Source organism: Aequorivita sp. KMM 9714, assembly GCF_011065475.1.
Classification (GTDB): Bacteria; Bacteroidota; Bacteroidia; order Flavobacteriales; family Flavobacteriaceae; genus Aequorivita; species Aequorivita sinensis.
The window spans coordinates 81,602-105,088 of the sequence record NZ_JAAGRO010000005.1 but is presented as its reverse complement, the minus strand read 5'-3'; the positions used below and the strand labels follow the sequence as shown (position 1 = coordinate 105,088).

Genomic DNA, 23,487 nt, shown 5'->3' with positions numbered 1-23,487 from the left:
AAAAAATTCTAAAATTCAAATATTGTTCCACAAATGAAAATTTTATTGTTTCTTTAATATACGAAGACGTTTTAAGCCCTTATATTTATAGACTTTATAAAGTTGGAACGACTTTTGTAAACTTTGATAACGAATCTTTAAATATAGCATTATGAAAAATTTACTTCTCTTTTTAGCTCTGTCTTCAACCATTTTATTTACTTCTTGTGAAGGCGATCCAGGACCTCCAGGACAAGACGGACAAGACTTTTTAGCTCAAGTTTTTGAAACAACCGTGGATTTTCAATATGAAAATGGAAATAACATATTTAGTTCACCATATATAGGTTTTCCTTTTACAGTTTATGAAAGTGATGTAGTTCTGGTTTATAGATATGAAGGTCAAGCTGGAATTGGTGGCGGTACTATGGCTGATGTTTGGAGCCCTTTACCACAAAACATATTTTATAACAATGGTGATATCATTCAGTATATTTTCACCAATACATTTGTAGATGTTCAAATGATTATTGAAGGTAATTTTGACCTTTCTACATTAAACGATGGATCGGTATTAGATGATCAAATATTCAGAATTGCTGTTGTACCTGCAGAGTTTGCCAAAACAAATCCATCGATGGAGGATTTATTAGAACTTATGCAAATAGATGATTCTGAAGTTGAAAAAATCGAATTTTAAGATGAAGTTATTAAGTTCAATAATAATATTGACTTCATTACTTATTAGTTGTAATTCTCCTGCTCAAAAAAGTAAGGGCGAGCAACAAATTCCGTTTGAGGTAACAAAAACCGATGCCGAATGGAAAGCTCAGCTTTCACCTCTAGCCTATAGTGTTTTAAGACACGAAGCTACTGAACGTGCATTTTCTAGTGACTTGAACAACAACGATGAAGAAGGTGTTTATGTTTGTGCAGGTTGCGGAACAGCAGTTTTTAAGAGCGAACATAAATTTGATAGTGGTACAGGTTGGCCGAGTTTTGATAGAGAAATAAAAGGTAATGTTGCTTTTTCTACCGACAAAAAACTAGGCTATACACGGGTTGAAGAACATTGTGCTACCTGCGGTGGTCATTTAGGTCATGTATTTAATGATGGTCCAAAAGAAACCACTGGTAAAAGACATTGTATTAACGGCGTTGCATTAAAATTTATTCCAAAAGATGAGTGATTCAAAAAAATATCCAATTAGTAAATCTGAAGCCGAATGGCGAAAAGAATTAGGTGACAAACGCTATCACATTCTTCGCGAAAAAGGGACCGAATTTCCTCGAACTGGGGAATACAATCTGACATTTGAAGACGGAACCTATGTGTGTGGAGCTTGTAGCACCCCACTTTTTGAAAGCAACAATAAGTTTGAAAGTAATTGTGGTTGGCCTTCTTTCGACGATTCAATAGAAGGATCAATAGAATACGTAAAAGATACTACACACGGTATGATTCGTACGGAAATACTCTGTGCTAGTTGTGGCAGCCATTTAGGACATATTTTTAATGATGGCCCTACTGAAACAGGTCAACGATATTGCGTTAATTCACTTTCATTAGACTTTAAAAAGAAATAAACACAAATAGCTATAAAGTAAAAGCTCCAAGTTTCAAAACAATAAATTTTGAAATTTGGAGCTTTAATATTTTATAACTTAATGAGTGAGAAACTTACTGTTTCATAAATGCTTCCCACGTAATTTTAAGGCCTTCAGAAACTGAATATAAAGGCTTGTAATTCATTAGATTATTTGCTTTTTCAATATTAGCAAGAGAATCTCTTACGTCCCCTTTTCTTGGGGGTCCATAAGTTGCTTCAATTTCTTTTTCGGAAATACTTTTCAGCTTATCCCATAATTGATTTAAGCTTGTTCTTTCACCAAATGCAATATTAAAAACCTCGTTTACAGCTTTATCTTCAGCGAAAAATGCTCTAACATTTGCTTGAACAGCATTTTGAACAAATGTAAAGTCACGAGTCTGCTCACCATCGCCGTGCATAGTTGGGGATTTCCCATCTTTTAATGCCTGCATAAACAATGGAATTACCGCTGCATAAGCGCCTGTTGGACTTTGTTTTGGTCCAAAGACATTAAAATATCTCAATCCTATTGTTGGAGTGCCATAGGTTTTATAAAAAACGTCTGCGTATAATTCATTTACCAATTTAGTAACTGCGTACGGAGAAAGTGGTTTTCCTATGTTATCTTCAATTTTGGGTAATGATTTACTATCACCATAAGTTGAACTAGAGGCTGCGTAAACTAATCTCTTAACTGTCTTACTTTCGTTCTGAGCAACCAACATATTAAGAAATCCTGAAACATTTACTTCATTAGAAGTAACAGGATCATTGATAGAACGAGGCACAGACCCTAGAGCAGCTTGATGAGAAACGTAATCTATCCCATCCATAGCATCTTTACAGGTTTGTAAATCACGGATATCTCCTTCAAAAAATTCAAAACGAGAGTCATCTTTAAACTCTGCAAGATTATCTAAGGAACCTGTAGAAAGGTTGTCTAATACACGTACTTTTTTTGCGTTATTCTCTAACAAATAAGCTACTAGGTTCGAACCTATAAATCCTGCACCACCAGTAACTAAAAAGGAAAAAGAAGATAAGTCGTTATTGTGATATATGTTTTCTTTCATTATAAAGTGCCGTCAACGGTGTTTTTAGGATATAAAGACTTCACATCAAATACCACACATGGTTCAGACATGTGATTTTTAATTTCAAAACTTCTAAACTCATTATGTGGAACAGCTACCACAACTGCGTTATAATCTTTTTGCAATTTAGAAGCATCAGTTATCATTGATATTCCAAATTCCTTTTCAACTTCACTTGGATTAGCCCAAGGATCGTAAACATCAATATTTAAGTTATATTTTTCTAATTCAGTAATTACGTCTATAACTTTAGTATTTCTTATATCAGGACAGTTTTCTTTAAACGTTATACCCATAACTAAGATATTTCCATTTTTAACTTTGCATTCTTTACGAATCATAAGCTTTACAACTTCTTGCGCCACATATTGTCCCATTCCGTCATTCATACGACGTCCAGCTAGGATAATTTCAGGGTTATACCCTTCTTCTTGGGCCTTTTGTGCTAGATAATATGGGTCTACACCAATACAGTGCCCTCCAACTAAACCTGGACTATATTTTAAGAAATTCCATTTTGTTCCTGCAGCTTCCAAAACATCGTTTGTATTAATATCTAATAGACGGAATATTTTAGATAACTCATTCACGAATGCTATATTGATATCACGTTGAGAGTTTTCAATAACTTTTGCAGCTTCAGCTACTTTAATAGACGATGCTAGATGTGTTCCAGCCGTGATTACAGAAGCGTATAACTCATCGATATATTTTGCTGATTCTGGTGTAGAACCTGATGTAACTTTCATGATTTTAGTTACAGTATGTTCTTTATCTCCCGGATTAATACGTTCTGGAGAATAACCAGCATAAAAGTCTTTATTTAATTTCAATCCTGAATGTTCTTCCAAAATAGGAACACAAATATCTTCTGTAACACCAGGGTATACAGTAGATTCGTATATAACTACATCATCTTTTTTCAATATTTTCCCTACTGTCTCACTTGCGCGTTCTAGAGGAATTAAAACAGGTTGATTGTATTTATTTGTTGGAGTTGGCACGGTTACAATATAAACAGTTGCACTTTCCATGTCAGCTGGATTATCTGTAACTGTTAACCCAATGCCGTCATTTTTGGATAACACGTTCTTTAATGCTTCCGAAGAAAGTTCTAATGTAAGGTCTTCTCCGTTTTGTAATTGCGAAATGCGTTCTGCATTAATATCGAAACCTATTACTTTATATTTTTCAGCAAAGGCAGCAGCAAGTGGTAAACCTACATATCCAAGGCCAATAACAGCAATTGTGGGATTTTGAATCATTTACAATGTTTTAATTAAGATAAATTTTTAAGACTGCAAAATTAAAGGAAAAATTTAGATTAAGAGTTACTACTTCTTTAAAGTCTTCTTAATTCTTTCAGAAAATGAAGGCTTATTGTCGTTTTCATGATATCCATCTACACCATAACCATATGTATATCCGTAACCATACCCATATCCTTTTCCTGCTTTCTCAACATAGTCATTAAGTACAATACTTATATGTTTAATTTCACCAGACTTATACTTTTCATTTACAAATGTGAGCATGTTTTTATGAGTGTAATTAAATCTTACAACATACAAAGTAGCATCCGCATATCTAATAAGCTCTAGTGAATCAGATACTAATCCTAAAGGTGGTGAGTCAATAATAATGTAGTCGTACCTTTCTTTTAAAGTTTCTATAAGACTCTCTAAAGGCGAATCGATTAACAACTCCGAGGGGTTTGGAGGAATTGGACCTGAAGTTATAATATCTAGGTTTTCCAATTCTGTGTTTTGAATTATTTCATCAATTTCAGACTCACCTATAAGATAGTTAACTGCTCCTTTCTCATTATGTAAGTTAAAATCTCCATATATCTTAGGTTTTCTAAGGTCTAGCCCGAGTAAAACAGTTTTTTTGCCGCTTAGCGCAAAAACAGTAGCCATATTTATAGAGCAAAACGTTTTTCCTTCACCACTTATAGAACTTGTTATTAATACTGTTTTTGACCCTTTAATTCCTTGTTTTCTATAAATAAACTGCAAACTCGATCGCAAAGCTCTAAAAGCTTCAGCAATTGAGGATTTTGGTTTTGAAATTACTGCTAAATTTGATTTTATTGAATTGTTTCCAATAACTCCTAATACAGGAATTGGGGTTAATCGTTTTAATTCAGCAATGCCATTTACTTTTGTATCTAGGAAAAAACGTACAAATACTATCAAAAATGGAAATAGCAAGCCCAACAATGCTGCCATCATATAGTTAAGTTGTGTGTTTGGGCCAATTTTTCCACCGCCAGTATCCTTGGCAGAATCAATTACCATAACATCACTAACGTTTGCCGCTTTTACAAGTCCTGCTTCACTTCTTTTTGCTAGAAAAAGATTGTAAGTACCTTGACTTAAGTTATAGCGTCTTTCAATTTTAAGTAAATCTTGTTGTTCTTTTGGCAACTTCCTGATTTTACCTTCATTGCGACCTATCTCACCATTAATATATCTTAACTCCTCCTTTTTTAAACTTTTTGATGAACGAATATTTTCAAGTAAAACCGATTTTACTGCATCAATTTTTCGATCTATATCACTGAATATAGGTGCTCCTTCTTTAAATGAATATTGAAGTTTATTACGTTCTTCCGCTAAATTTACAATTCTGCTTACACCACTTACAATACTCGCTTCAGAAATCCCTGCAACTGAAGGCGCCGGCACATCTCTATAGTCGGAACGACTAATAAGGTAACTTTCTAAAGTTTCGTAATAATTTAGCTCTCGATTAACTGATTCTTTACGTAAATCTAACTCACTTAATTTAGCTGTAATATCAGACCCTTCAGCTTCAAGATTAAAAATGGCATTTTTATTTTTAAATCTATTTAACTCATCTTCAACATTAGATAATTCTTCCGATTTTTGAGCTAAACTACTGTCAATAAACTTTATAGTTTTCGTTGCAAAAAGGTTTTTTCGTTCTAACATGTTCTCACTTAACACGCTCACAGATGTATTTAAATAATCCACTAAACGCATTTTGTTGTGGCCTGTTAACCTCATTTTCAACACCGAAGAACCTTTGCTTTCTGGTTCTACGCGAATGCCAAGATATCTTCTTACTACAGCATCAAAATCACCAAATGAAATATAGTATTTAACACCAGGATTCACCCCTACTTCAGGGTTCGGCATAAATGTTCCGTTAAAAAATGGAAGTTTAATATGAGTGCCAATTTTAAAGTTTTTCGAAAAGCTACCCGGCGTAACTGCAATATTTCGTTTCTCCTTTGTAGTGTAGTCTTGCACTGTAATACTACCACTTTCAGGAAATGTAGTGCTAAACTCAAAATTTACTGAGTCTTTAAAAACTATTTGAATTTGGTGACCTAGCATTTGAGGGCCTACCGTGTCCACACTTACATAAAATGGCGTTTGTTGATAAGCATCTATCTGCTCGTATTTTCCATCTTTAAGATAGTTGGTATAATATTGTAATCGCTCAACTACTTTTTCATTATGAGATCTTGATTTTAAAGTAATTATAGCCGTATTTACCTTATCTGTAGTCCCTCCCCAATTAAAAGTAAGGCTTGTATTAGATGTGAAAAATGGATTCTGATCGTCTTTTATAGAAATTACATTATCTATTAAATAAATAGGTTGTTTCCGAATATTTACAAAATAGGCTATTGTGAATCCAATTGCTAAAGAAATTAAAAACAAAGGCCAATGACGTAATAGTCGTATTAAAAACCCTTTGAAATCAAAAGTAGCGTGAGATTCGTTTATTTCAAATTCGTCGTTCATAACTTATAATCTGGTAAAAAGTAAAATAGTAGTTATCAACGCCGAGGTAATGGATACAATTGTTGTAAATGACTGTAACCCCGTTGTACCTGTTCCAATAGACTTTTGTGGCAGTGGATTAACCAAAATTAAATCGTTGGGTTTAATAAAATAATAATCCGAGCTCATTGCGTCAATAGAAGTTAGATCGATATGATGTACTTTTTGTCCTGCGGGATACTGCCTAATTATTACAACATCACTTTTATCGCCAGTCATTAAAATATCACCACTATTTGCAATTGCCTCCATAATACTTACTTGGTCACGATAAATGATATTTGAACCAGGTCTTCCTATTTCTCCATTTATTGTATAACGAATACCAGCTAATTTTACAGTTACAAAAACATTGGCTTCTGCTTTAAAGTAATCTTTTAACAATCGATCTTCAAGTTTTTCACGCACTTCCTCGACTGTATAACCTAATACATTTATTTCTCCAAGACTTGGAATGCGAATGTTACCATGATCGTTTACTACAAAACCATCATAATACAATTTTTCCTCACCAGTTGCATTAGGATTAGCATCACTTATGGGGTTAAATATACCCACTGTTTCTTGATCTAAAGCTTTTACGCGAATACTTAATAGATCATTAATCTGAAGCCTGTAAGGTTCTGGTCTTTTACGTAAAATTGATAGGGTGTCTGTTTTCGATTGATCTTCCTGTAAATAGGTAAGTTGTTTTGTAGAAATACATGAACTAGTACAGATAACCAAAAATAAAATCAATAATATATATGTAAACTTCATAAAGAGCTTAGAGTGTTGATGAACAAATATAAACTAACACAATTAATAATGAAACATTATTACATTTATAACTAAAATAGGTGTTAATATCGAAACTGAAAGTTAATTATAACAGTATCTCATCAAAATAACCTTAAAAATAAAAAAGAATACTTAATATTCCTTTATTATCTTAGTTTGGCGTGTTATAGACTTGCAAATAATGAAACCCTATCGGCTATTTCATTACATTTGTGAAAAATTAAAATTGTGAATTACCTTTCAGTAGAAAATATATCTAAATCCTTTGGGATGCGGGTATTGTTTGAAAATATTTCCTTCGGAATTAACGAGGGACAAAAAATAGGCTTCGTTGCCAAAAATGGAACAGGAAAAACTTCCCTCCTAAATATTATCGCTGGAAATGACAAAGCCGATACCGGAAATGTTGTTTTTAGAAAAGGACTAAAAATTTCTTATCTCCCTCAAGAACCGGATTTAAACCCTGAGCTTACTGTAGAGCAAACTATTTTTTCTTCAGATAACCCTATTCTTAAAATAATAGAGCGATACGAACACGCAATAGAAAACCCTAACGATTCAGAAGCCTATCAAAAAGCTTTTGACGATATGGAAGCACATCAAGCTTGGGATTTCGAAACACGTTACAAACAAATCCTCTTTAAATTAAAGCTAGAAGATCTACACGCCAAAGTTGGTAAGCTTAGTGGCGGACAGAAAAAGCGATTAGCATTGGCAAACGCTCTGCTTACCACACCTGACTTGCTAATAATGGATGAACCTACAAACCATTTGGATCTCGAAATGATTGAATGGTTAGAGAATCTATTTGCAAAGGAAAATTTCACCCTATTTATGGTTACGCACGATAGATATTTCTTGGAGCGCGTATGTAATGAAATAGTAGAACTTGATGAAGGTGTTCTTTATAACTACAAAGGAAATTACAGCTACTACCTTGAAAAGCGTGATGCTAGAATAGAAAATGAAGCTACCGAAACTGGAAAAGCAAAACAACTATTCAAAAAAGAATTAGACTGGATGCGTCGCCAACCAAAAGCGCGAACAACTAAAAGTAAAAGTCGAATTGATGACTTTCACGATATAAAAGAACGTGCAAGCAAGCGCAGAAACGACCACCAAGTTCAACTTGAACTAAATATGGAACGAATGGGAACTAAGGTTGTTGAGTTTCACAGTGTTTCAAAATCTTTTGGTGAAAAGAAAATTTTAGACAAATTTGAATATAATTTTAACCGTGGTGAACGTGTAGGGATTATTGGAAAAAATGGAACTGGAAAATCTTCGTTCTTAAATATCCTTACAGGTGCCTTAAAACCAGATTCTGGAAAAGTTGTAATAGGAGAAACCGTTAAGTTTGGATATTACACCCAAGCAGGTATCAATATAAAAGAAGGTCAGAAAGTTATAGATGTAATTCGCGAATTCGGGGAGTATATTCCACTTAAAAAAGGAAGACAGATTTCAGCTTCGCAGTTATTAGAACGTTTTCTTTTTGATCCTAAGAAACAATACGATTATGTAGAAAAGCTTAGTGGTGGTGAAAGAAAACGTCTGTATTTATGTACTGTACTAATCAAAAACCCTAACTTCTTAATTCTGGATGAGCCCACAAACGATTTAGATATAGTTACTTTAAATGTTTTAGAAAGTTTTCTGTTAGATTTCCCTGGATGTTTATTAGTGGTTTCCCACGATAGATACTTTATGGATAAGATTGTAGATCACCTTTTTGTGTTCCGTGGAAACGCAGAAGTCGAAGATTTCCCTGGAAATTATTCCGATTTTAGGACTTATGAAGACAGCAATATTCAAGAGAAGCGTGAGGCTAGTGAAGCAGCTACAAAAGTTAAAAAAGATTGGAAACAATCTTCAAGTCCTGCTAAACTAACATATAACGAGCAAAAGGAATACAATAAACTTGAAAAGGAAATAGCGAATTTAGAGAACAGACGAGAAACTCTTCAAAATAAATTTGCAACAGAAAATTGGGATGGTGAAGAAATAGATAAGCAGTCTATTAAACTTCAAGAAATTATAGATGAAATAGATAAAAAAACTGAACGTTGGTTCGAGCTTTCCGCTAAACTTGAAAGTTAAAATAAATAATGTAGGTGGTTGATATGAAGAAATAGGTAACTAAACTTACTCTACTTCTTCATAGTCAACATACTCCCCTACTTTATTAGTAGTTCGAGAGTTTCGTGAGGGCATTTTATCGATACTTATATCTCCTTCACGTTGTTGATGAGAAGCTGCAGTTGGATTTGTATTAAAAAACTCTTCAAACTTTTGATTAGCTTTTTTAGAAATGTAACGCATTAAATATGGTGTAGCGAGCCTAAATAAAAATTTAAGTCCGAAATATATCAATAGAACGATTAAAATCGTTTTAAGAAATGAAATCATAATAATCTAAATTGTCTCCAAAAATAAGGATTGGGGTGCAAAAAGACGAATATAGATTATTAAATAAATGGTAAAATCTTCTATCTTTGAATTTAAACCTGACTCACTATGCAAATAAAGCTTTTATTTACATTATTTATCACGACAATTATTAGTCAATATTCATTTGGCCAGTACACCGAAATGATCAATACCAATCGTCCAGGTGTATCACAAGGTGCTTTTGCTGTGGGTAATAATGTACTTCAGTTTGAAGCAGGTATGAGCCTTGGAAAAGAAAAACACTCTCTTCTAAATACCGAAACTAATGGATTAAATATTGATTATTCTATTCGATATGGTTTTTGGAAAGAACGATTAGAAGTGAGCTTTATAGGGGATTTTCAATCAAATAATATCACCTATACCAATTTTACACCCGAAGAAAAAAGAAGTGTCGCAAATTTTAAGAGTAATACGTTAGGCTTAAAATACCTTATCTACGACCCTTATCGTAAAAAAGTACTAGAAGGTCCAAATCTTTATAGCTGGAAAAAGAATAATAGATTTCAAGTAGAAGATTTAATTCCTGCTGTGGCACTCTATGTAGGTGCAAACTTCGATTATATAGATGAAGATGTTGTTAACCCTTTTGTACCCCCACGTGATAATACTATAAGCCCTAAGTTTGTATTATCCACCCAAAACAACTGGATTGGAGGTTGGGTATTTGTAACAAACTTAATTGTAGATCGTGTTACTACAGATTATCCTACCTACGGATATATCGTTACCCTTACACACGCTACCAACCGATATTTCTCTATCTTTCTAGAAAACCAAGGATTTAAAAGTGATTTCTACTCAGATCAACTAATACGTGGCGGAGCAGCAGTTTTAGTTAATAAAGATTTTCACGTAGACCTTTCGCTTACTTATAGCTTAAAAGACACTCCTTCTATGTTTTATGGTCGTGTTGGTGCAGCATATAGATTTGATATGCATAAACAAGACGAGTATTTGGAAGATGAAGCCAAAGACAAATTGAAATCTAAAAAGGATAAAAAGAAAGAGAAAAAAGAAAAGCGTTTAGACGACTTCACTCCTGATAATAACGGCTAAAAAATAGCATTAATCAATATGATTACTACTCAATTAATTTCCTCAAAAAGTGATCTTAAAAAATTTGTCACTTTTCCATTTAAACTATATAAAGACTGTAAACATTGGGTTCCTCCTCTTATTAAAGATGAAATGGAAACTCTAGATAAGGCTAAGAATCCTGTTTTTAAAAATGCAGAATCTTGGTATTACCTTGCTTATAAGAACAACGAAGTTGTTGGACGTATAGCCGTAATATTAAATCATCTTGAAGTTAACGAACAAGGAAAAAAGAAAATCCGATTTGGTTGGCTTGATATGGTAGACGATATTGAAGTTACCAAAGCGCTATTGGAAAGAGTTTATGAAAAAGGCAGAGAGCACAACTTAGAATACACCGAGGGGCCAGTTGGTTTCAGCAATATGGAAAAAGCTGGAATATTAACAATGGGGTTTGATGAAATGAACACTATGATTACTTGGTATCACTACCCCTATTATGCCGAACATTTTGAAAAACTAGGCTTTGAAAAACAAGCCACTTGGGTAGAATATAGGTTAAGAATTCCAGAAACAATTTTTGAAAAAGTAGCTAAGTTTTCAAAAATTGTTCGTGATCGATATAAACTTTCGGTAATTCGTTTTAAGGATAAAAAAGAAATTTTACCTTATGTAGATGAGATGTTTGGATTGTTGAATAAAACCTATAATACGCTTCAAACATTTGTACCCATTCAACAATATCAAATAGATTATTATAAGAAAAAGTATTTCAACTTTATTCATCCAGATTACATTTGTTGCATTAAGGATGAAACTGGAAAATTAATTGCCTTTTCAATAGTAATGCCTTCATTCTCTAAAGCCTTAAAAAAAGCCAATGGTAAGCTTTTTCCATTTGGATGGACTCATATATTGAAAGCTCAAAAAAAGAATGATACTGCTGCTTTTTACCTAATCGGAATTGATCCAGAATACCAAGGTAAAGGTGTTACAGCCATTATTTTCGAAGAAATGCAAAACTTATTTAACTCAAAAGGGATTCACACCGTTGAAACAAACCCTGAATTAAAAGAAAATACTGCTGTACAATTACTTTGGAAAGATTATTCACCTGAGCAGCATAAGGAACGAAGCACTTTTAAGAAAAACCTATAACATTCTTCTAAAAAATTAAGTCAGGAAATAATTGAATCATCGATTATTTCCTGACTTTTTAATTTTTACAAAAGGAATTTTAGGCCGTATGAATGAAGTTGCTAAAATTCTTCTTTTTTATTCTTATTAAATATTTTACTTGTAAATCGTGGTAATGTAACTGTAGTCTTTGCCGTATTTATAAAATAAACTCCTGTTAATAACACTGCAGCTGCAATTAAAGACTGCGAGGTTATTTCTTCATCTAAAAAATACCATCCTAAAAATAAGGCTATAAGAGGATTCACATAGGTAGATGTAGCTACTTTATCTGGTGAAACAGATTTTAATAAATAATTGAAAGATGTAAAAGCTACAATACTTCCAAAAATTATTAATAACACCATACTCCATTGTACTTGCGTACTCCATTCGTTTGGTGCAAGCCACGCTTCTCCAAAAGCCAAACTGGCTAATGCAAGCGTAATTCCACCTGTAAACATTTGATACCCTGTATTCACAAAAAAGTTTTTAGGAAACTCTGCTTTTCCCACAAATAAGCTTCCAAATGCCCAACTAAGCATACAGGCAAAAATCATTATCATTCCAACTATTGAACCTTCTTGAGTTACTATCTGTTGTTGAGTAACCAACAGTGTTATCCCTAATATACCAAGGCCCACCCCAATAAGAGACATGAGTTTAATCTTTTTTCCTTGTAAAATCCTCATTAAAAAAAGAACAACTAAGGGCTGAGCAGAAATTTCCAGTGCAGCAAAACCACTATCTACGTATTTTAATGCCCAAACAATTACTCCATTTCCAAAGGAAAGAAAAAGAAATCCAACGATAATGGTATTTAGTAGTTGTTTACGCGTAATAGCAAGACTTTTACCCATTGCCTTAGCAATAATGAAGATAAGTACACCTGCAGTTGTAAAGCGAATGGAGGCTAAAAAAAACGGAGATAGCTCAGTGACAGCTACTTTATTTAGCATATACGTAGAACCCCAAATAACATATATGGAGAAAAACGCTAAAATTATTAATATCGGATTACGGGATTCTGAGTTCAAGTTAATCGGGGATTCGTAATTAGTATTCTATTATCAGTTAAAGTTAATTATGGGTGATTTGGAATTTTCCTTTTCGTATTTACTCAAAACTTACTATTTCGATAAATAGTTATAGCTTATTTACGTTTATTCCTCTTGTTATAATTTTTATCACCTCTAGTTTTAGGTTTTTTATATTTCTGCTTAATTATTCGTTTGTACGAACCTCCTAAGTTTTCTTTCCTGTTTTTCTCCTTTTTTTCGTGAAATGCAGGTCCAACCTCTTCTATATTATTAGGGTTGTTTATTTCTAAAACTTTAGGTTGCTCCTCGTAGGTTAACTGCTTTGATATTTCAACTTCTTCAGGAAAATCTAATTCAGTAATCTTCAAATCCATCAAATTCTCAATGGCTTGTTTTGCTTCATTTTCATCTTCAGTATAAAGCAATATTGATGTTCCCTTCTGCTCCGCTCGACCAGTTCTTCCTATACGGTGCATATAATTTTCTGGAAACAATGGTGTATCGAAATTTATAACGTGTGAAACCTTATCTAAATCAAGCCCACGTGCCATAACATCTGTAGTAACAAGAATACGCGTCTTTTCATCATTAAAGTTTTCTATAGAACGCAGCCTGTAATTCTGTGTTTTATTTGAATGTATTACGGCTACTTCACTTCCAAAAAATTCATCTAAAATATCGAAAAGTAAATCGGCACTCTTCTTATTAGGAACAAAAACAAGTACTTTTTTAAAATCTTTTTCATCCTGAAGGATGTGCTTTAGCAAATTCGCTTTGGTGTAAAAGTTCTTAACTTTATATGCGTATTGTGAAATATTATCTAAAGGAGTTCCACTTACCGAAACCGAAACAGTAGTTGGCGCAATAAAGAAATCGTGAATAAAAACATTCACATCATCTGTCATTGTTGCAGAAAACATAATATTTTGACGCTTGTTTGGAAGCAGTTCCAAAATATTGGTAAGCTGAAAACGGAAACCTAAATCAAGCATAACATCTACTTCATCAATCACCATTTTTTTAACTGATTTAAGCTGTAATGCTCGGCTAATCACTAAATCGTACAATCGTCCTGGAGTAGCAACTATTATATCAGCACCTTCGGCAACAGCTTCTTTTTGTCTGTTTATGTTTGTACCACCATAAACTCCAATCACCCGTACAGAAGAGTATTTACCAAACTTTTCAATTTCTTCAACAACCTGTATTACAAGTTCACGGGTAGGAACCATTACTAAAACACGTGGATGTATATCCTTCGAGAATTTTAAATCTTGAAGAATAGGCAGCATGTACGCAAAAGTCTTTCCAGTACCTGTTTGAGCAATACCCACCATGTCTGTACCAGACAAAATAACCGAATACGATTGTGCCTGAATAGGTGTAGGTTTTTCAAAGCCTAAATCGTCTATTGCGAATTGTAGTTGTTTATTTAGGTTAAAGTCGTTAAAAGATTCCATTTTAATAGTTTGGCGCAAAGGTAGTGCTTAAGAGCGTCCTATAACCACAGTTATTTTATTTATTATTCATTTTTTTACAAACTAAGTAAATTTTCTTTTCCTTATTTTTGAAAAGTTGAATTCTAAAATTACTTAATAATCGGAACTTCAAAAAATCACAGCACTAAAGAGAATCTTCAAGTTATATATGAAGACAATCACCTAATAGTTATAAACAAACGTCCTGGCGATATCGTTCAAGGAGATAAAACCGGAGATATGCCTCTCTCCGAAGTGGTAAAAGAATACATCGCAGAAAAGTATAATAAACCTGGAGCGGTGTATTTAGGTGTTGTTCATCGACTAGACAGACCTACAAGCGGAATTGTTTTATTTGCTAAAACATCAAAAGCACTAACCCGCTTAAATAAACTATTTGCCAAAAGAGAAACTCAAAAAATATATTGGGCACTTGTGAAAAACGCTCCACCAAAAACGGAAGATACTTTAATCCATTTTTTGAAGCGAAACCCTAAACAGAACAAGTCTTATGCTCACATAAAAGAAGTTCCAGAAAGTAAAAAAGCTATTCTTCATTATAAATTAATTCAGAAGCTAGACAATTATTACTTATTAGAAATTGAGTTAGAAACTGGTAGACATCATCAAATTCGATCACAACTTTCTGCTATTGGTTGCCCGATAAAAGGGGATTTAAAATACGGTTTCGACAGAAGTAATCCCGATGGAAGCATTCATCTACACGCAAGTAAACTAACTTTAGTTCATCCCGTACAAAAAGAAGAATTCACATTTGAAGCCCCTAATCCTACTGATGTGCTTTGGGATGTTTGCAAATAATTTAGAGCTATAAAATAATTGAACTCAGAATTATTCTTACTATTTATGAAGCGTATTTAAAGCAAGAATAGCAAAGCTTCCTAACCAATGTCCACCTTCGTAACTATCCCCTACCAAATTAGGATATGAATAGGCTAAGTGCTCATTAGCTACATTTTTAAGGTGTTTGTATTTTGGATAATCCCGAGCTAAGGCATAGAATACCCACGCTCTACTGAAGTTTAAGCCGTCTAGATGAACTAATTTCCCATCAGTTCTATCACTTACCTCCCCTACTTTTAATTGATAATTTTCATTAGCCAATTCGGGCAAAAATGCATCTATCCAATTCAAAAACTCATCTTTAGAAAGTACGCGTTGCATAATATCTATCTCTTCTAAGCAAGGAGACAAAAAATCAAAGCCGCTAGGCTCCCAAGTAATAGGACAATCTATGTCATTTAAATAAAAGTCTTTAGCTCGTTTTTCTATGATTTGTTTCAACTCATCATCCCCTATTGTTTTAGCGTAATCGTAAGCAAAGGTTAACCCAAAAGCGGTATTCGAGTGTTCTCCTACTCTAATTGGGTAATTTAATTTTGGCAAAAACTCTTTATACCTAGTAACAATAATATCTGCTAGTGGTTTTAAGTTTTCTTCAAGTTGTTGTGCCATAGGATCATCCCAGTTATGTAATTCTTCCGCAAGTTTTAATAGCCAAGCCCAACCATAAGTTCTTTCGAAGGAACTGTTGATAGGCTTTTTAAAATACTCAACCTCTGTAGCTACATTTTCTGCAGTAATTTTCTCTTGTAGAATATTCTTCACCTCTTCTGCTTTATCCATATCTGGAAATTGCTTTAAAAGTGTAACCATAGACCAATAACCGTGTACAGCACTATGCCAATCAAAGCAGCCATAAAAAATTGGATGTACCTTAATAGGTTCTACTAAATCTGCTTCACTTTCTAAAACTTCACCAGGCTTATAAGGGTATTCTGTAGCAACACAATGTAAAGGAAGTTCAATTAATTTGTTCGCCTCCGCTAGTGTAAATGATGGATCTTCAAATTTTTCCATTGAAACAACTTCTGTTTTCGAAATTTCAGAATTTTTATTTGAGGGGTTATTACAACTAATTACTATTAAAGCTGAAAAAATATATAGCAAGTGATTTTTCATAAATAAGAAAGTTTAGTGCAAGATAAATAGATTATACCTAGGATATAAACATTTCTATCATTTAGCTGAAAATTGATTTAAAATTTAAACACTTAATCTACTGATTTTAAAAGTATTTAGATTATCCACTTAGATAAAAAGTTTAGCGCTTCGAATTTGGATTTATTTCAAGTTCTAGAGAGATTCAAATTCCTTGAAAATTTTAGGGTATAGTATATTTCTTAACACTCTTATTTAAAAGTTTAAGAAATTCTATAATATAGCAAAACTTTATGTTGATAAGTTTAAAACCTACTGATTTACAGTGTATTAACTTTTATTATTTGACAACTTTAAAATTCTAATAAATTGAGTATTACTTAATACACCTATATTTGTTTTAATAAAAGGGAAGGCTACCTTTTCCGGTAGCCTTGGAAAGCTTCATTAAGCTTTGTAGAAAAAATAGAGTAACCATTAAATATTACTCTCCTTAGATTACCACATTAGAGTAAATCTAAGGCTTTTCGATTAAAGGGGTGTTGCGCACCCCTTTTTTTATGACTATGATATGCTTGATAGTATAGTACAAATGTATGTAATTCGTTGTCTTTTAAAGAAGTTCTCGGTAATTAATTGAAACCAACATTTAATAAATTCAATAAATTACAGAATCGTTTATTATAGACATGTTTTTTAGTTATGGGGGAGGTTAGAATGAACTTTAAAACGGAATAAATGTTTTAACCCTAGCATTAAATTATATTGATGAAAATATACATATTAAACTTATACCTTACCTACCCAAACCAACCATCTCTATCCAAACTTCTATACTGAATTGCTTCAGAAATATGATTGCCGTTTATTCTTTCAGAAGCTTCTAAATCGGCAATAGTTCTTGCTACTTTTAAAATTCGATCGTAAGCTCGAGCGGATAGATTTAATTTTTCCATTGCTGTTTTTAATAGGCCTAAAGAATCTTCATCTAGTTTACAAAACTGACGTATTTGCTTTACTCCCATTTGCGCATTGTAGTGGATATTCTCGAAATCAGAAAAGCGTTTAGACTGAATTTTCCTAGCATTAGTAACTCTCTCGCGAATTACAACACTTGCTTCACCACGTCGTTCTTCACTAAGTTTTTCAAATGGAACTGGAGTAACCTCAATATGAATATCGATTCTATCTAATAACGGACCTGAAATCTTACTCAAGTAACGCTGCATTTCGGCTGGTGAGGACATCACAGGGGCATCAGGATCATTAAAATACCCGCCTGGACTAGGATTCATACTTGCTACTAACATAAAGCTTGAGGGATAAGTAACTGTAAATTTTGCTCGAGAGATAGTCACTTCTCGATCTTCTAAAGGTTGCCGCATTACTTCGAGAACTCCACGTTTAAACTCAGGAAGTTCATCTAGAAATAACACTCCGTTATGTGCAAGACTAATTTCTCCAGGTTGTGGATATTGCCCACCTCCTACAAGGGCGACATCCGAAATAGTATGATGAGGACTGCGAAAAGGTCTAGAAGTCATAATCCCTCCTTTTTCCATAGTTCGTCCAGCTACACTGTGTATTTTAGTGGTTTCGAGACTTTCTTGAAGTGTCATAGGAGGCAATACACTTGGCAATCGTTTGGCTAACATAGTTTTTCCAGAACCTGGTGGACCTATTAATATAATGTTATGTCCTCCAGCAGCAGCGATTTCCATACATCTTTTAATAGATTCTTGACCCTTTACATCAGCAAAGTCGTATTCTGGGTGTTCTAAATGATTATAGAACTCAGCCTCCATATCAACTATAGTTTTTTCTAATGGAATATTTTCATTAAAATAATCGATTACTTCTTTAATGTTATCGATTCCATATACATCCAAACCTTCAACAATAGCTGCTTCTTTGGCGTTTTGATTTGGTAAAATAATCCCTTTAAAACCTTCTTCTTTTGCTTTAATAGCTATTGGTAGTGCTCCTCGAATTGGTTGTAAATTGCCATCCAAGGACAACTCCCCCATTATTATAAAATCTGAAAGTGGATTCCGTTCTTGTATCTGTTCTGTAGCGATAAGTATTCCCATAGCCAGAGTTAGGTCGTAAGCCGAGCCTTCTTTTCTTAAATCTGCTGGCGACATATTGAGAATTAACTTCTTTCCTGGAATTTTATATCCGTTATTTTGAAGCGCTGCTGCAATTCTATAATTACTTTCGCGAATAGCGTTGTCTGGTAGACCAACCAAATGGTAACCAACTCCCTTATCTACATTTACTTCAACAGTTATTGTAGTAGCTTCTACACCAAAAACGGCACTTCCATAAACTTTTGTGAGCATATGCTTGAGGTTTTAGAATAGATTTTTAAGTAAGATAATAAAAATCTTTAAAACCCTCACAATTAAAAACTTACAGCTTTGAAAAGTGTATGTAACTAGAAATAGACTCCTTAGTTGTATTTTAAATTAAGAGTCTAATATTTTTTTTATCAGATTTTGAGTGGATGGATTTTTAACTGCAGAAGCATTTTTATTCTCGATAGAACTTAGAGTTCCCTTGGCAACAGTTTTACCTAATTCAACTCCCCATTGATCATAACTGAAGATATTCCAAATAATCCCCTGAACAAAAAGCTTGTGCTCATACATCGCAATAAGTTTTCCCAGACTGTTTGGAGTAAGTTTCTTGATTAAAATTGAATTTGTAGGTTTATTTCCTTCGAAGAATTTAAAAGGCTTTTCAACCTCTTTATTATATGTACCCTCCCACAATGCCTCAGTTTGAGCAAGATAATTAGCCATTAAAATATTGTGGTTTTTAAAATTACCAAGTAAAGGCTCGGAAAATCCGATAAAATCGGTAGGAATAAGTTTGGTCCCTTGATGAAAAAGTTGGAAATATGCGTGTTGTGAGTTACTACCTACATTCCCCCAAACTATTGTTCCAGTTTGGTAGTTAATCTTGTCCCCATTTCTATCAATATTCTTCCCATTGCTTTCCATTATGGCCTGTTGAAGATAAGGAACAAGTTTATTTAGGTATTGAGAATATGCTACAACTGCTTCACTTTCTACTTTAAAAAAGTTGTTGTACCATATTGACAATAAAGCAAGTACTACAGGAATATTTTTGTCGAATTCTTCGTTTTCAAAATGTGTATCCATTTCTGAAGCCCCCTTTAAAATAGCTTCAAAATTATGATAACCAACAGCGCAACAAATAGAAAGCCCTACGGAACTCCATAGAGAAAAACGACCTCCTACCCAATCCCACATTGGGAAAATATTATCTTCTGAAATTCCGAAATCTATTGCTCCTTTTATATTAGCAGAAACCGCAACAAAGTGACTTTGAATATTTTCTTCAACTGCACTTCTTAAGAACCAATCTCGTACAACTGTAGCGTTTACGATAGTTTCTTGAGTTGTGAAACTTTTAGAAACAACTATAAATAATGTAGTTTCAGGATTTAGTTTTTTTAAGATTTCCTCTACATCATCCCCATCGATATTCGCAATAAAGTGAATATTTAAGTGATTTCTATAATATTGAAGTGCATCAGTGACCATTTCCGGGCCTAAATGACTGCCTCCAATTCCAATATTTACAACATCTGTTATCGATTTTCCTGAAAATCCTTTATGGTTTCCACTTATTATTTCTTCTGAAAAATTCTTCATTTTTTGAAGTGTACTAGCCACTTCAGGTTTAAGATTATTTAAATCTCTAAGTGCTGTGTGAAGAACCGCTCTACCTTCTGTTTGGTTTATAGGTTTTCCTGAAAATTGTTGGTTTATAGCTTCTTTTAAACCTACCTCTTCTGCAAGGTTAAGTAAAAGTGAAATCGTTTTGTCTGTAACCCTATTTTTAGAGTAGTCTACATAAAAGTCCTTCCATTCTATTTTAAAACGGTCTGCACGAGTAGTTTCTTTAGAAAAAACATCCTGCATTTGCTTATCTTTTATTTCTTGAAAATGGGTTTCAAGGGCTTTCCAAGCATTTGTTTTTGTAGGATTTATTGCAGGTAAGGGCATTTTATAGGTGATTGGTGTTTTTACTTAATTTTATTTTTATAATACGCTATTAATCCATCAATTGGCCGTTGTACGATATTTCCCAATTCAAGATTGTATTCGTCAAAACATTCTTTAATTATTTGTTCTGAAAAATGTGCAATTGAACCAACAAAATGTATTGGCACTTCTCTTGCATTTTCAAAACTTAGAATGCGACATTCTATAAAATTTGAAATTCCTTCTTTTATAAGTGCGTAAAAATATGAGTTTATTTTGTCCTTACCTAAATCATTTCCCTCTATGTTATTGTTTTGAGAAGAAGAATTAAATATGAATTGAGCAAATGAAGCCAAATATGTGTTCGGATTTGCTTTTTTATATAAATTCATCTTGATGTCGTCCGCATTCAAATTGAAGTTTTTTTCAAATTCTGATGCAATTTCGACAGGCATTCTATTGTAATAGTAGTCTCTAATCAATCTTTTCCCAAAATAATTACCACTAGCTTCATCCATTAAAATATAGCCTAAAGCAGGAATATTTGAGTGGATTACTTTTCCGTCGAAGTAACAGCTATTACTGCCAGTACCTAGAATACATACAATTCCAGGTTCTGAAGTAGCAGAATAAACCGCAGCAGTTAAATCTTCTGAAACACTTACAGTTGCATTTACAAAAAGCTCTTCTAAAACTTCCTTTAAAATACTTCTAGGAGTTATGGTACCACAACCTGCTCCATAGAAGTGAAGTGTTTCCACTTGGGAAAATACATTTTTTAAGTTTTCGTTAGAAGAAATTCGAAACAGAAGTTCTTCTTTAGGCACAACCGTTGGATTTAAACCTAAAGTTGTAGTTTTAAAGAGTACATTTCCTGAATTATCTAGCAGGACCCAATCGCATTTTGTCGAGCCACCATCAGTTATGAGGGTCATAGTTTATAACGTTGCAATATGAACTGTCAAATCTACTAATTTTGACGAATAACCATATTCATTATCGTACCAAGCTACTAATTTGAAAAAATTATCGTTTAACGCAATCCCAGCATTAGCATCAAAAGTGCAAATATATGGGTCTGAAACAAAATCCTGAGACACCACTTCGTCTTCGGTGTAATTTACAAGTCCTTTGTATTCATTCTCTGAAGCATTTTTGAAAAGTTGTTTTATGGCTTCGTAGTTTGTATATTTTTTAGTTCGAAGAGTTAAATCTACCACAGAAACATCAGTAGTTGGAACGCGAAAAGCCATCCCTGTTAATTTCCCTTCAAGTTCTGGGATTACTTTAGTTACAGCAATTGCAGCACCTGTAGTTGTTGGAATAATATTGTTTAATGCATTTCTTCCAATACGATAGTTTTTCTTTGACGCACTATCTACCGTTGATTGTGAGGTAGTTACCGCGTGTACAGTAGTCATAAGTGCTTCTTCAATCCCGTATTCGTCATTGATAATTTTCGCTAATGGCGCCAAGCAATTTGTTGTACAAGATGCATTTGAAATGATTGTATCTGTAGCTTTTACACTTTTGTGATTCACGCCCATCACAAACATAGGTGCAGTTTTGGAAGGTGCAGAAATAACCACTTTTTTTGCTCCAGCTTTAATATGAGCAGAAGCTGAATCTACTTCTTTAAAAATTCCAGTACAATCCATAATAATTTCGGCTCCTACCTCATTCCATTTTAAGTTTTCAGGATTCTTTTCAGCAGTAACTCGAATCTTTTTTCCATTTATAACTAGGTAATTGTTATCTACAGTTATAGTTCCAGGAAATTTTCCATGTACTGAATCGTATCTTAATAAATAAGCCAAATGCTCTATATCTAGTAAATCGTTAACAGCAACTACCTCGATATCATTTCTTTTTGATGCTGCTCTTAAAACCAAACGACCTATACGGCCTAATCCATTTATTCCTGTTTTTATCATAGTTTTTTTATTTAATATAAAATTAATTTAGCGAATTTGTTTAGTTTTTAAAAATAGAATGCGAGAAAGTAATACTTATATAGAGATAATATCTGCCACACGTACAAGACTTACGTCAAATTGATTACTAGATTTAATTGCTTCAGCAAAAGGAATTAATTTTACTTTATTATGAACAATCCCTACCATTACATTAGATTCATCATTTAAAAGTGCGTCTACAGCTCCCACTCCTAATCTACTTGCCAAAACACGATCGTAACAACTTGGCGCTCCACCACGTTGAATATGTCCTAAGACCGAAACTCTTACTTCGTAATCCTTTAAGTTTTTCTCGATATTTTCTGCTAATTCAAATATATTTTTTCCTATTTGATCCCCTTCAGAAACTACAACAATACTAGATGTTTTACCAGATTTTTTACTTCTATCTAACGATTCTAGTAAGCGTTCTAATCCCATATCTTGTTCAGGAATCAAAATTTCTTCAGCACCGGCACCAATTCCCGCGTTAAGAGCTATATCTCCCGCATCACGCCCCATAACTTCCACTAAAAACAGTCGATTATGAGAATTAGCGGTATCTCGAATTTTATCAATAGCCTCTACAACTGTATTTAAAGCTGTATCGTAACCAATTGTATAATCTGTTCCATTAATATCGTTATCTATAGTTCCAGGGATACCAACAATTGGAAAATTAAATTCTTTTTGAAATGCTGTAGCACCTTTAAAAGTTCCATCACCTCCAATTACTACTAGAGCATTAATATTTTCATTTATGAGATTATCGTAGGCTTTTTTTCTTCCTTCAGAATTTTTAAACTCATCACATCGTGCAGATTTTAAAAAAGTTCCACCACGATTAATAATGTTTTTAACCGATCTTGCATTTAGCTCCTTAAAATCTGCTTCTATCAATCCTTGAAATCCACGGTAAATACCTACACATTTAACACCTTGATATTCGCAAGCACGGACAACTGCTCTAATTGCAGCATTCATCCCTGGAGAATCTCCACCACTTGTTAACACTCCTATTTTCATCGAATTTTTCATAATTGGAAAGTTACAATTTATGTTTACAATATGTAATGATTAATGTCAGAAACAAAAATACGTGTTAGTA

20 protein-coding genes are annotated in these 23,487 nt (G+C 33.4%); 7 read left to right on the top strand and 13 right to left on the bottom strand.

Annotation, left to right across the window (positions count from 1 at the left end; translation table 11 throughout):
- Positions 1–151: 151 nt before the first annotated feature.
- From G3A46_RS11730 to msrB (G3A46_RS11720), 3 genes are read left to right on the top strand one after another with little or no spacing between them, the layout of a single operon-like run.
- Entirely contained in the window at positions 152–679 is a 528-nt protein-coding gene (locus G3A46_RS11730) for a collagen-like protein (protein ID WP_165150020.1), read from the top strand.
- Between the two features lies 1 nt (position 680).
- Positions 681–1,169, top strand: a complete 489-nt coding sequence (msrB, locus tag G3A46_RS11725; protein WP_165150018.1) for a peptide-methionine (R)-S-oxide reductase MsrB — start codon at positions 681–683, stop codon at positions 1,167–1,169.
- On the top strand, positions 1,162–1,566 hold the full coding sequence (gene msrB / locus G3A46_RS11720; RefSeq protein ID WP_165150016.1) for a peptide-methionine (R)-S-oxide reductase MsrB: 405 nt from the start codon (positions 1,162–1,164) through the stop codon (positions 1,564–1,566). The genes msrB (G3A46_RS11725) and msrB (G3A46_RS11720) overlap by 8 nt, the downstream gene beginning before the upstream one ends.
- Before the next feature lie 94 nt (positions 1,567–1,660).
- Here msrB (G3A46_RS11720) and G3A46_RS11715 read toward each other — a convergent pair whose 3' ends face one another.
- The 4 genes from G3A46_RS11715 to G3A46_RS11700 form a co-directional block, all read right to left on the bottom strand.
- Entirely contained in the window at positions 1,661–2,644 is a 984-nt protein-coding gene (locus G3A46_RS11715; protein ID WP_165150014.1) for an SDR family oxidoreductase, read from the bottom strand.
- Positions 2,644–3,930, bottom strand: coding sequence for a nucleotide sugar dehydrogenase (locus G3A46_RS11710; protein WP_165150012.1), 1,287 nt, complete (start codon positions 3,928–3,930; stop codon positions 2,644–2,646). Before G3A46_RS11710 ends, G3A46_RS11715 begins: the two co-directional genes overlap by 1 nt.
- A gap of 69 nt (positions 3,931–3,999) precedes the next feature.
- Entirely contained in the window at positions 4,000–6,444 is a 2,445-nt protein-coding gene (locus G3A46_RS11705; protein ID WP_165150010.1) for a tyrosine-protein kinase family protein, read from the bottom strand.
- A gap of 3 nt (positions 6,445–6,447) precedes the next feature.
- Positions 6,448–7,242 (bottom strand): polysaccharide biosynthesis/export family protein, encoded by a 795-nt coding sequence (locus tag G3A46_RS11700; RefSeq protein WP_165150008.1) that lies wholly within the window; start codon positions 7,240–7,242, stop codon positions 6,448–6,450.
- Positions 7,243–7,491: 249 nt separating this feature from the next.
- On the opposite strand from G3A46_RS11700, the gene G3A46_RS11695 reads away from it, so the two are divergent.
- Positions 7,492–9,363, top strand: coding sequence for an ABC-F family ATP-binding cassette domain-containing protein (locus G3A46_RS11695; protein ID WP_165150006.1), 1,872 nt, complete (start codon positions 7,492–7,494; stop codon positions 9,361–9,363).
- A 45-nt stretch (positions 9,364–9,408) separates the two neighbouring features.
- Here the strand turns inward: G3A46_RS11695 and G3A46_RS11690 are convergent, their stop codons facing one another.
- Entirely contained in the window at positions 9,409–9,672 is a 264-nt protein-coding gene (locus tag G3A46_RS11690) for a DUF4834 family protein (RefSeq protein WP_206736012.1), read from the bottom strand.
- A 108-nt stretch (positions 9,673–9,780) separates the two neighbouring features.
- Between G3A46_RS11690 and G3A46_RS11685 the strand changes: the two genes are divergently transcribed.
- The gene (locus tag G3A46_RS11685) at positions 9,781–10,773 is read left to right on the top strand and encodes a transporter (RefSeq protein ID WP_165150004.1); all 993 of its coding nucleotides are present in this window, start codon (positions 9,781–9,783) and stop codon (positions 10,771–10,773) included.
- 18 nt (positions 10,774–10,791) lie between these two features.
- Positions 10,792–11,910: a GNAT family N-acetyltransferase gene (locus tag G3A46_RS11680; protein WP_165150002.1), complete on the top strand. Its 1,119-nt coding sequence runs from the start codon at positions 10,792–10,794 to the stop codon at positions 11,908–11,910.
- 101 nt (positions 11,911–12,011) lie between these two features.
- On the opposite strand, the gene G3A46_RS11675 is transcribed toward G3A46_RS11680, so the two are convergent.
- Positions 12,012–12,965, bottom strand: a complete 954-nt coding sequence (locus tag G3A46_RS11675; protein WP_165150000.1) for an EamA family transporter — start codon at positions 12,963–12,965, stop codon at positions 12,012–12,014.
- A 116-nt stretch (positions 12,966–13,081) separates the two neighbouring features.
- Entirely contained in the window at positions 13,082–14,428 is a 1,347-nt protein-coding gene (locus tag G3A46_RS11670) for a DEAD/DEAH box helicase (protein WP_165149998.1), read from the bottom strand.
- A 138-nt stretch (positions 14,429–14,566) separates the two neighbouring features.
- On the opposite strand from G3A46_RS11670, the gene G3A46_RS11665 reads away from it, so the two are divergent.
- On the top strand, positions 14,567–15,268 hold the full coding sequence (locus G3A46_RS11665) for an RluA family pseudouridine synthase (protein ID WP_165150136.1): 702 nt from the start codon (positions 14,567–14,569) through the stop codon (positions 15,266–15,268).
- A 39-nt stretch (positions 15,269–15,307) separates the two neighbouring features.
- Here the strand turns inward: G3A46_RS11665 and G3A46_RS11660 are convergent, their stop codons facing one another.
- The 6 genes from G3A46_RS11660 to pfkA all read right to left on the bottom strand — a co-directional run bounded on the left by G3A46_RS11660 (position 15,308) and on the right by pfkA (position 23,417).
- On the bottom strand, positions 15,308–16,429 hold the full coding sequence (locus G3A46_RS11660) for a DUF2891 domain-containing protein (RefSeq protein ID WP_165149996.1): 1,122 nt from the start codon (positions 16,427–16,429) through the stop codon (positions 15,308–15,310).
- Positions 16,430–17,208: 779 nt separating this feature from the next.
- A complete protein-coding gene (locus tag G3A46_RS11655; protein WP_165149994.1) occupies positions 17,209–18,750 on the bottom strand; it encodes a YifB family Mg chelatase-like AAA ATPase in 1,542 nt (513 codons plus the stop codon).
- Between the two features lie 126 nt (positions 18,751–18,876).
- A complete protein-coding gene (pgi, locus tag G3A46_RS11650) occupies positions 18,877–20,445 on the bottom strand; it encodes a glucose-6-phosphate isomerase (RefSeq protein WP_165149992.1) in 1,569 nt (522 codons plus the stop codon).
- A 20-nt stretch (positions 20,446–20,465) separates the two neighbouring features.
- Positions 20,466–21,359 carry an N-acetylglucosamine kinase gene (locus G3A46_RS11645; RefSeq protein WP_165149990.1) on the bottom strand — a complete coding sequence of 298 codons (894 nt, stop codon included), beginning with the start codon at positions 21,357–21,359 and terminating at the stop codon, positions 20,466–20,468.
- A 3-nt stretch (positions 21,360–21,362) separates the two neighbouring features.
- Positions 21,363–22,358 carry a type I glyceraldehyde-3-phosphate dehydrogenase gene (gene gap / locus G3A46_RS11640; protein ID WP_165149988.1) on the bottom strand — a complete coding sequence of 332 codons (996 nt, stop codon included), beginning with the start codon at positions 22,356–22,358 and terminating at the stop codon, positions 21,363–21,365.
- Between the two features lie 75 nt (positions 22,359–22,433).
- Entirely contained in the window at positions 22,434–23,417 is a 984-nt protein-coding gene (gene pfkA, locus G3A46_RS11635; protein WP_165149986.1) for a 6-phosphofructokinase, read from the bottom strand.
- Positions 23,418–23,487: the final 70 nt, after the last annotated feature.

Coding starts and splice junctions, on each gene's coding strand:
- gap (WP_165149988.1), bottom strand. CDS start 22,358: ATGATAAAAACAGGAATAAATGGATTAGGCCGTATAGGTCGTTTGGTT.
- G3A46_RS11730 (WP_165150020.1), top strand. CDS start 152: ATGAAAAATTTACTTCTCTTTTTAGCTCTGTCTTCAACCATTTTATTT.
- G3A46_RS11680 (WP_165150002.1), top strand. CDS start 10,792: ATGATTACTACTCAATTAATTTCCTCAAAAAGTGATCTTAAAAAATTT.
- G3A46_RS11700 (WP_165150008.1), bottom strand. CDS start 7,242: ATGAAGTTTACATATATATTATTGATTTTATTTTTGGTTATCTGTACT.
- G3A46_RS11715 (WP_165150014.1), bottom strand. CDS start 2,644: ATGAAAGAAAACATATATCACAATAACGACTTATCTTCTTTTTCCTTT.
- G3A46_RS11705 (WP_165150010.1), bottom strand. CDS start 6,444: ATGAACGACGAATTTGAAATAAACGAATCTCACGCTACTTTTGATTTC.
- G3A46_RS11710 (WP_165150012.1), bottom strand. CDS start 3,930: ATGATTCAAAATCCCACAATTGCTGTTATTGGCCTTGGATATGTAGGT.
- G3A46_RS11645 (WP_165149990.1), bottom strand. CDS start 21,359: ATGACCCTCATAACTGATGGTGGCTCGACAAAATGCGATTGGGTCCTG.
- pgi (WP_165149992.1), bottom strand. CDS start 20,445: ATGCCCTTACCTGCAATAAATCCTACAAAAACAAATGCTTGGAAAGCC.
- G3A46_RS11660 (WP_165149996.1), bottom strand. CDS start 16,429: ATGAAAAATCACTTGCTATATATTTTTTCAGCTTTAATAGTAATTAGT.
- G3A46_RS11685 (WP_165150004.1), top strand. CDS start 9,781: ATGCAAATAAAGCTTTTATTTACATTATTTATCACGACAATTATTAGT.
- pfkA (WP_165149986.1), bottom strand. CDS start 23,417: ATGAAAAATTCGATGAAAATAGGAGTGTTAACAAGTGGTGGAGATTCT.
- msrB (WP_165150016.1), top strand. CDS start 1,162: ATGAGTGATTCAAAAAAATATCCAATTAGTAAATCTGAAGCCGAATGG.
- G3A46_RS11670 (WP_165149998.1), bottom strand. CDS start 14,428: ATGGAATCTTTTAACGACTTTAACCTAAATAAACAACTACAATTCGCA.
- msrB (WP_165150018.1), top strand. CDS start 681: ATGAAGTTATTAAGTTCAATAATAATATTGACTTCATTACTTATTAGT.
- G3A46_RS11690 (WP_206736012.1), bottom strand. CDS start 9,672: ATGATTTCATTTCTTAAAACGATTTTAATCGTTCTATTGATATATTTC.
- G3A46_RS11655 (WP_165149994.1), bottom strand. CDS start 18,750: ATGCTCACAAAAGTTTATGGAAGTGCCGTTTTTGGTGTAGAAGCTACT.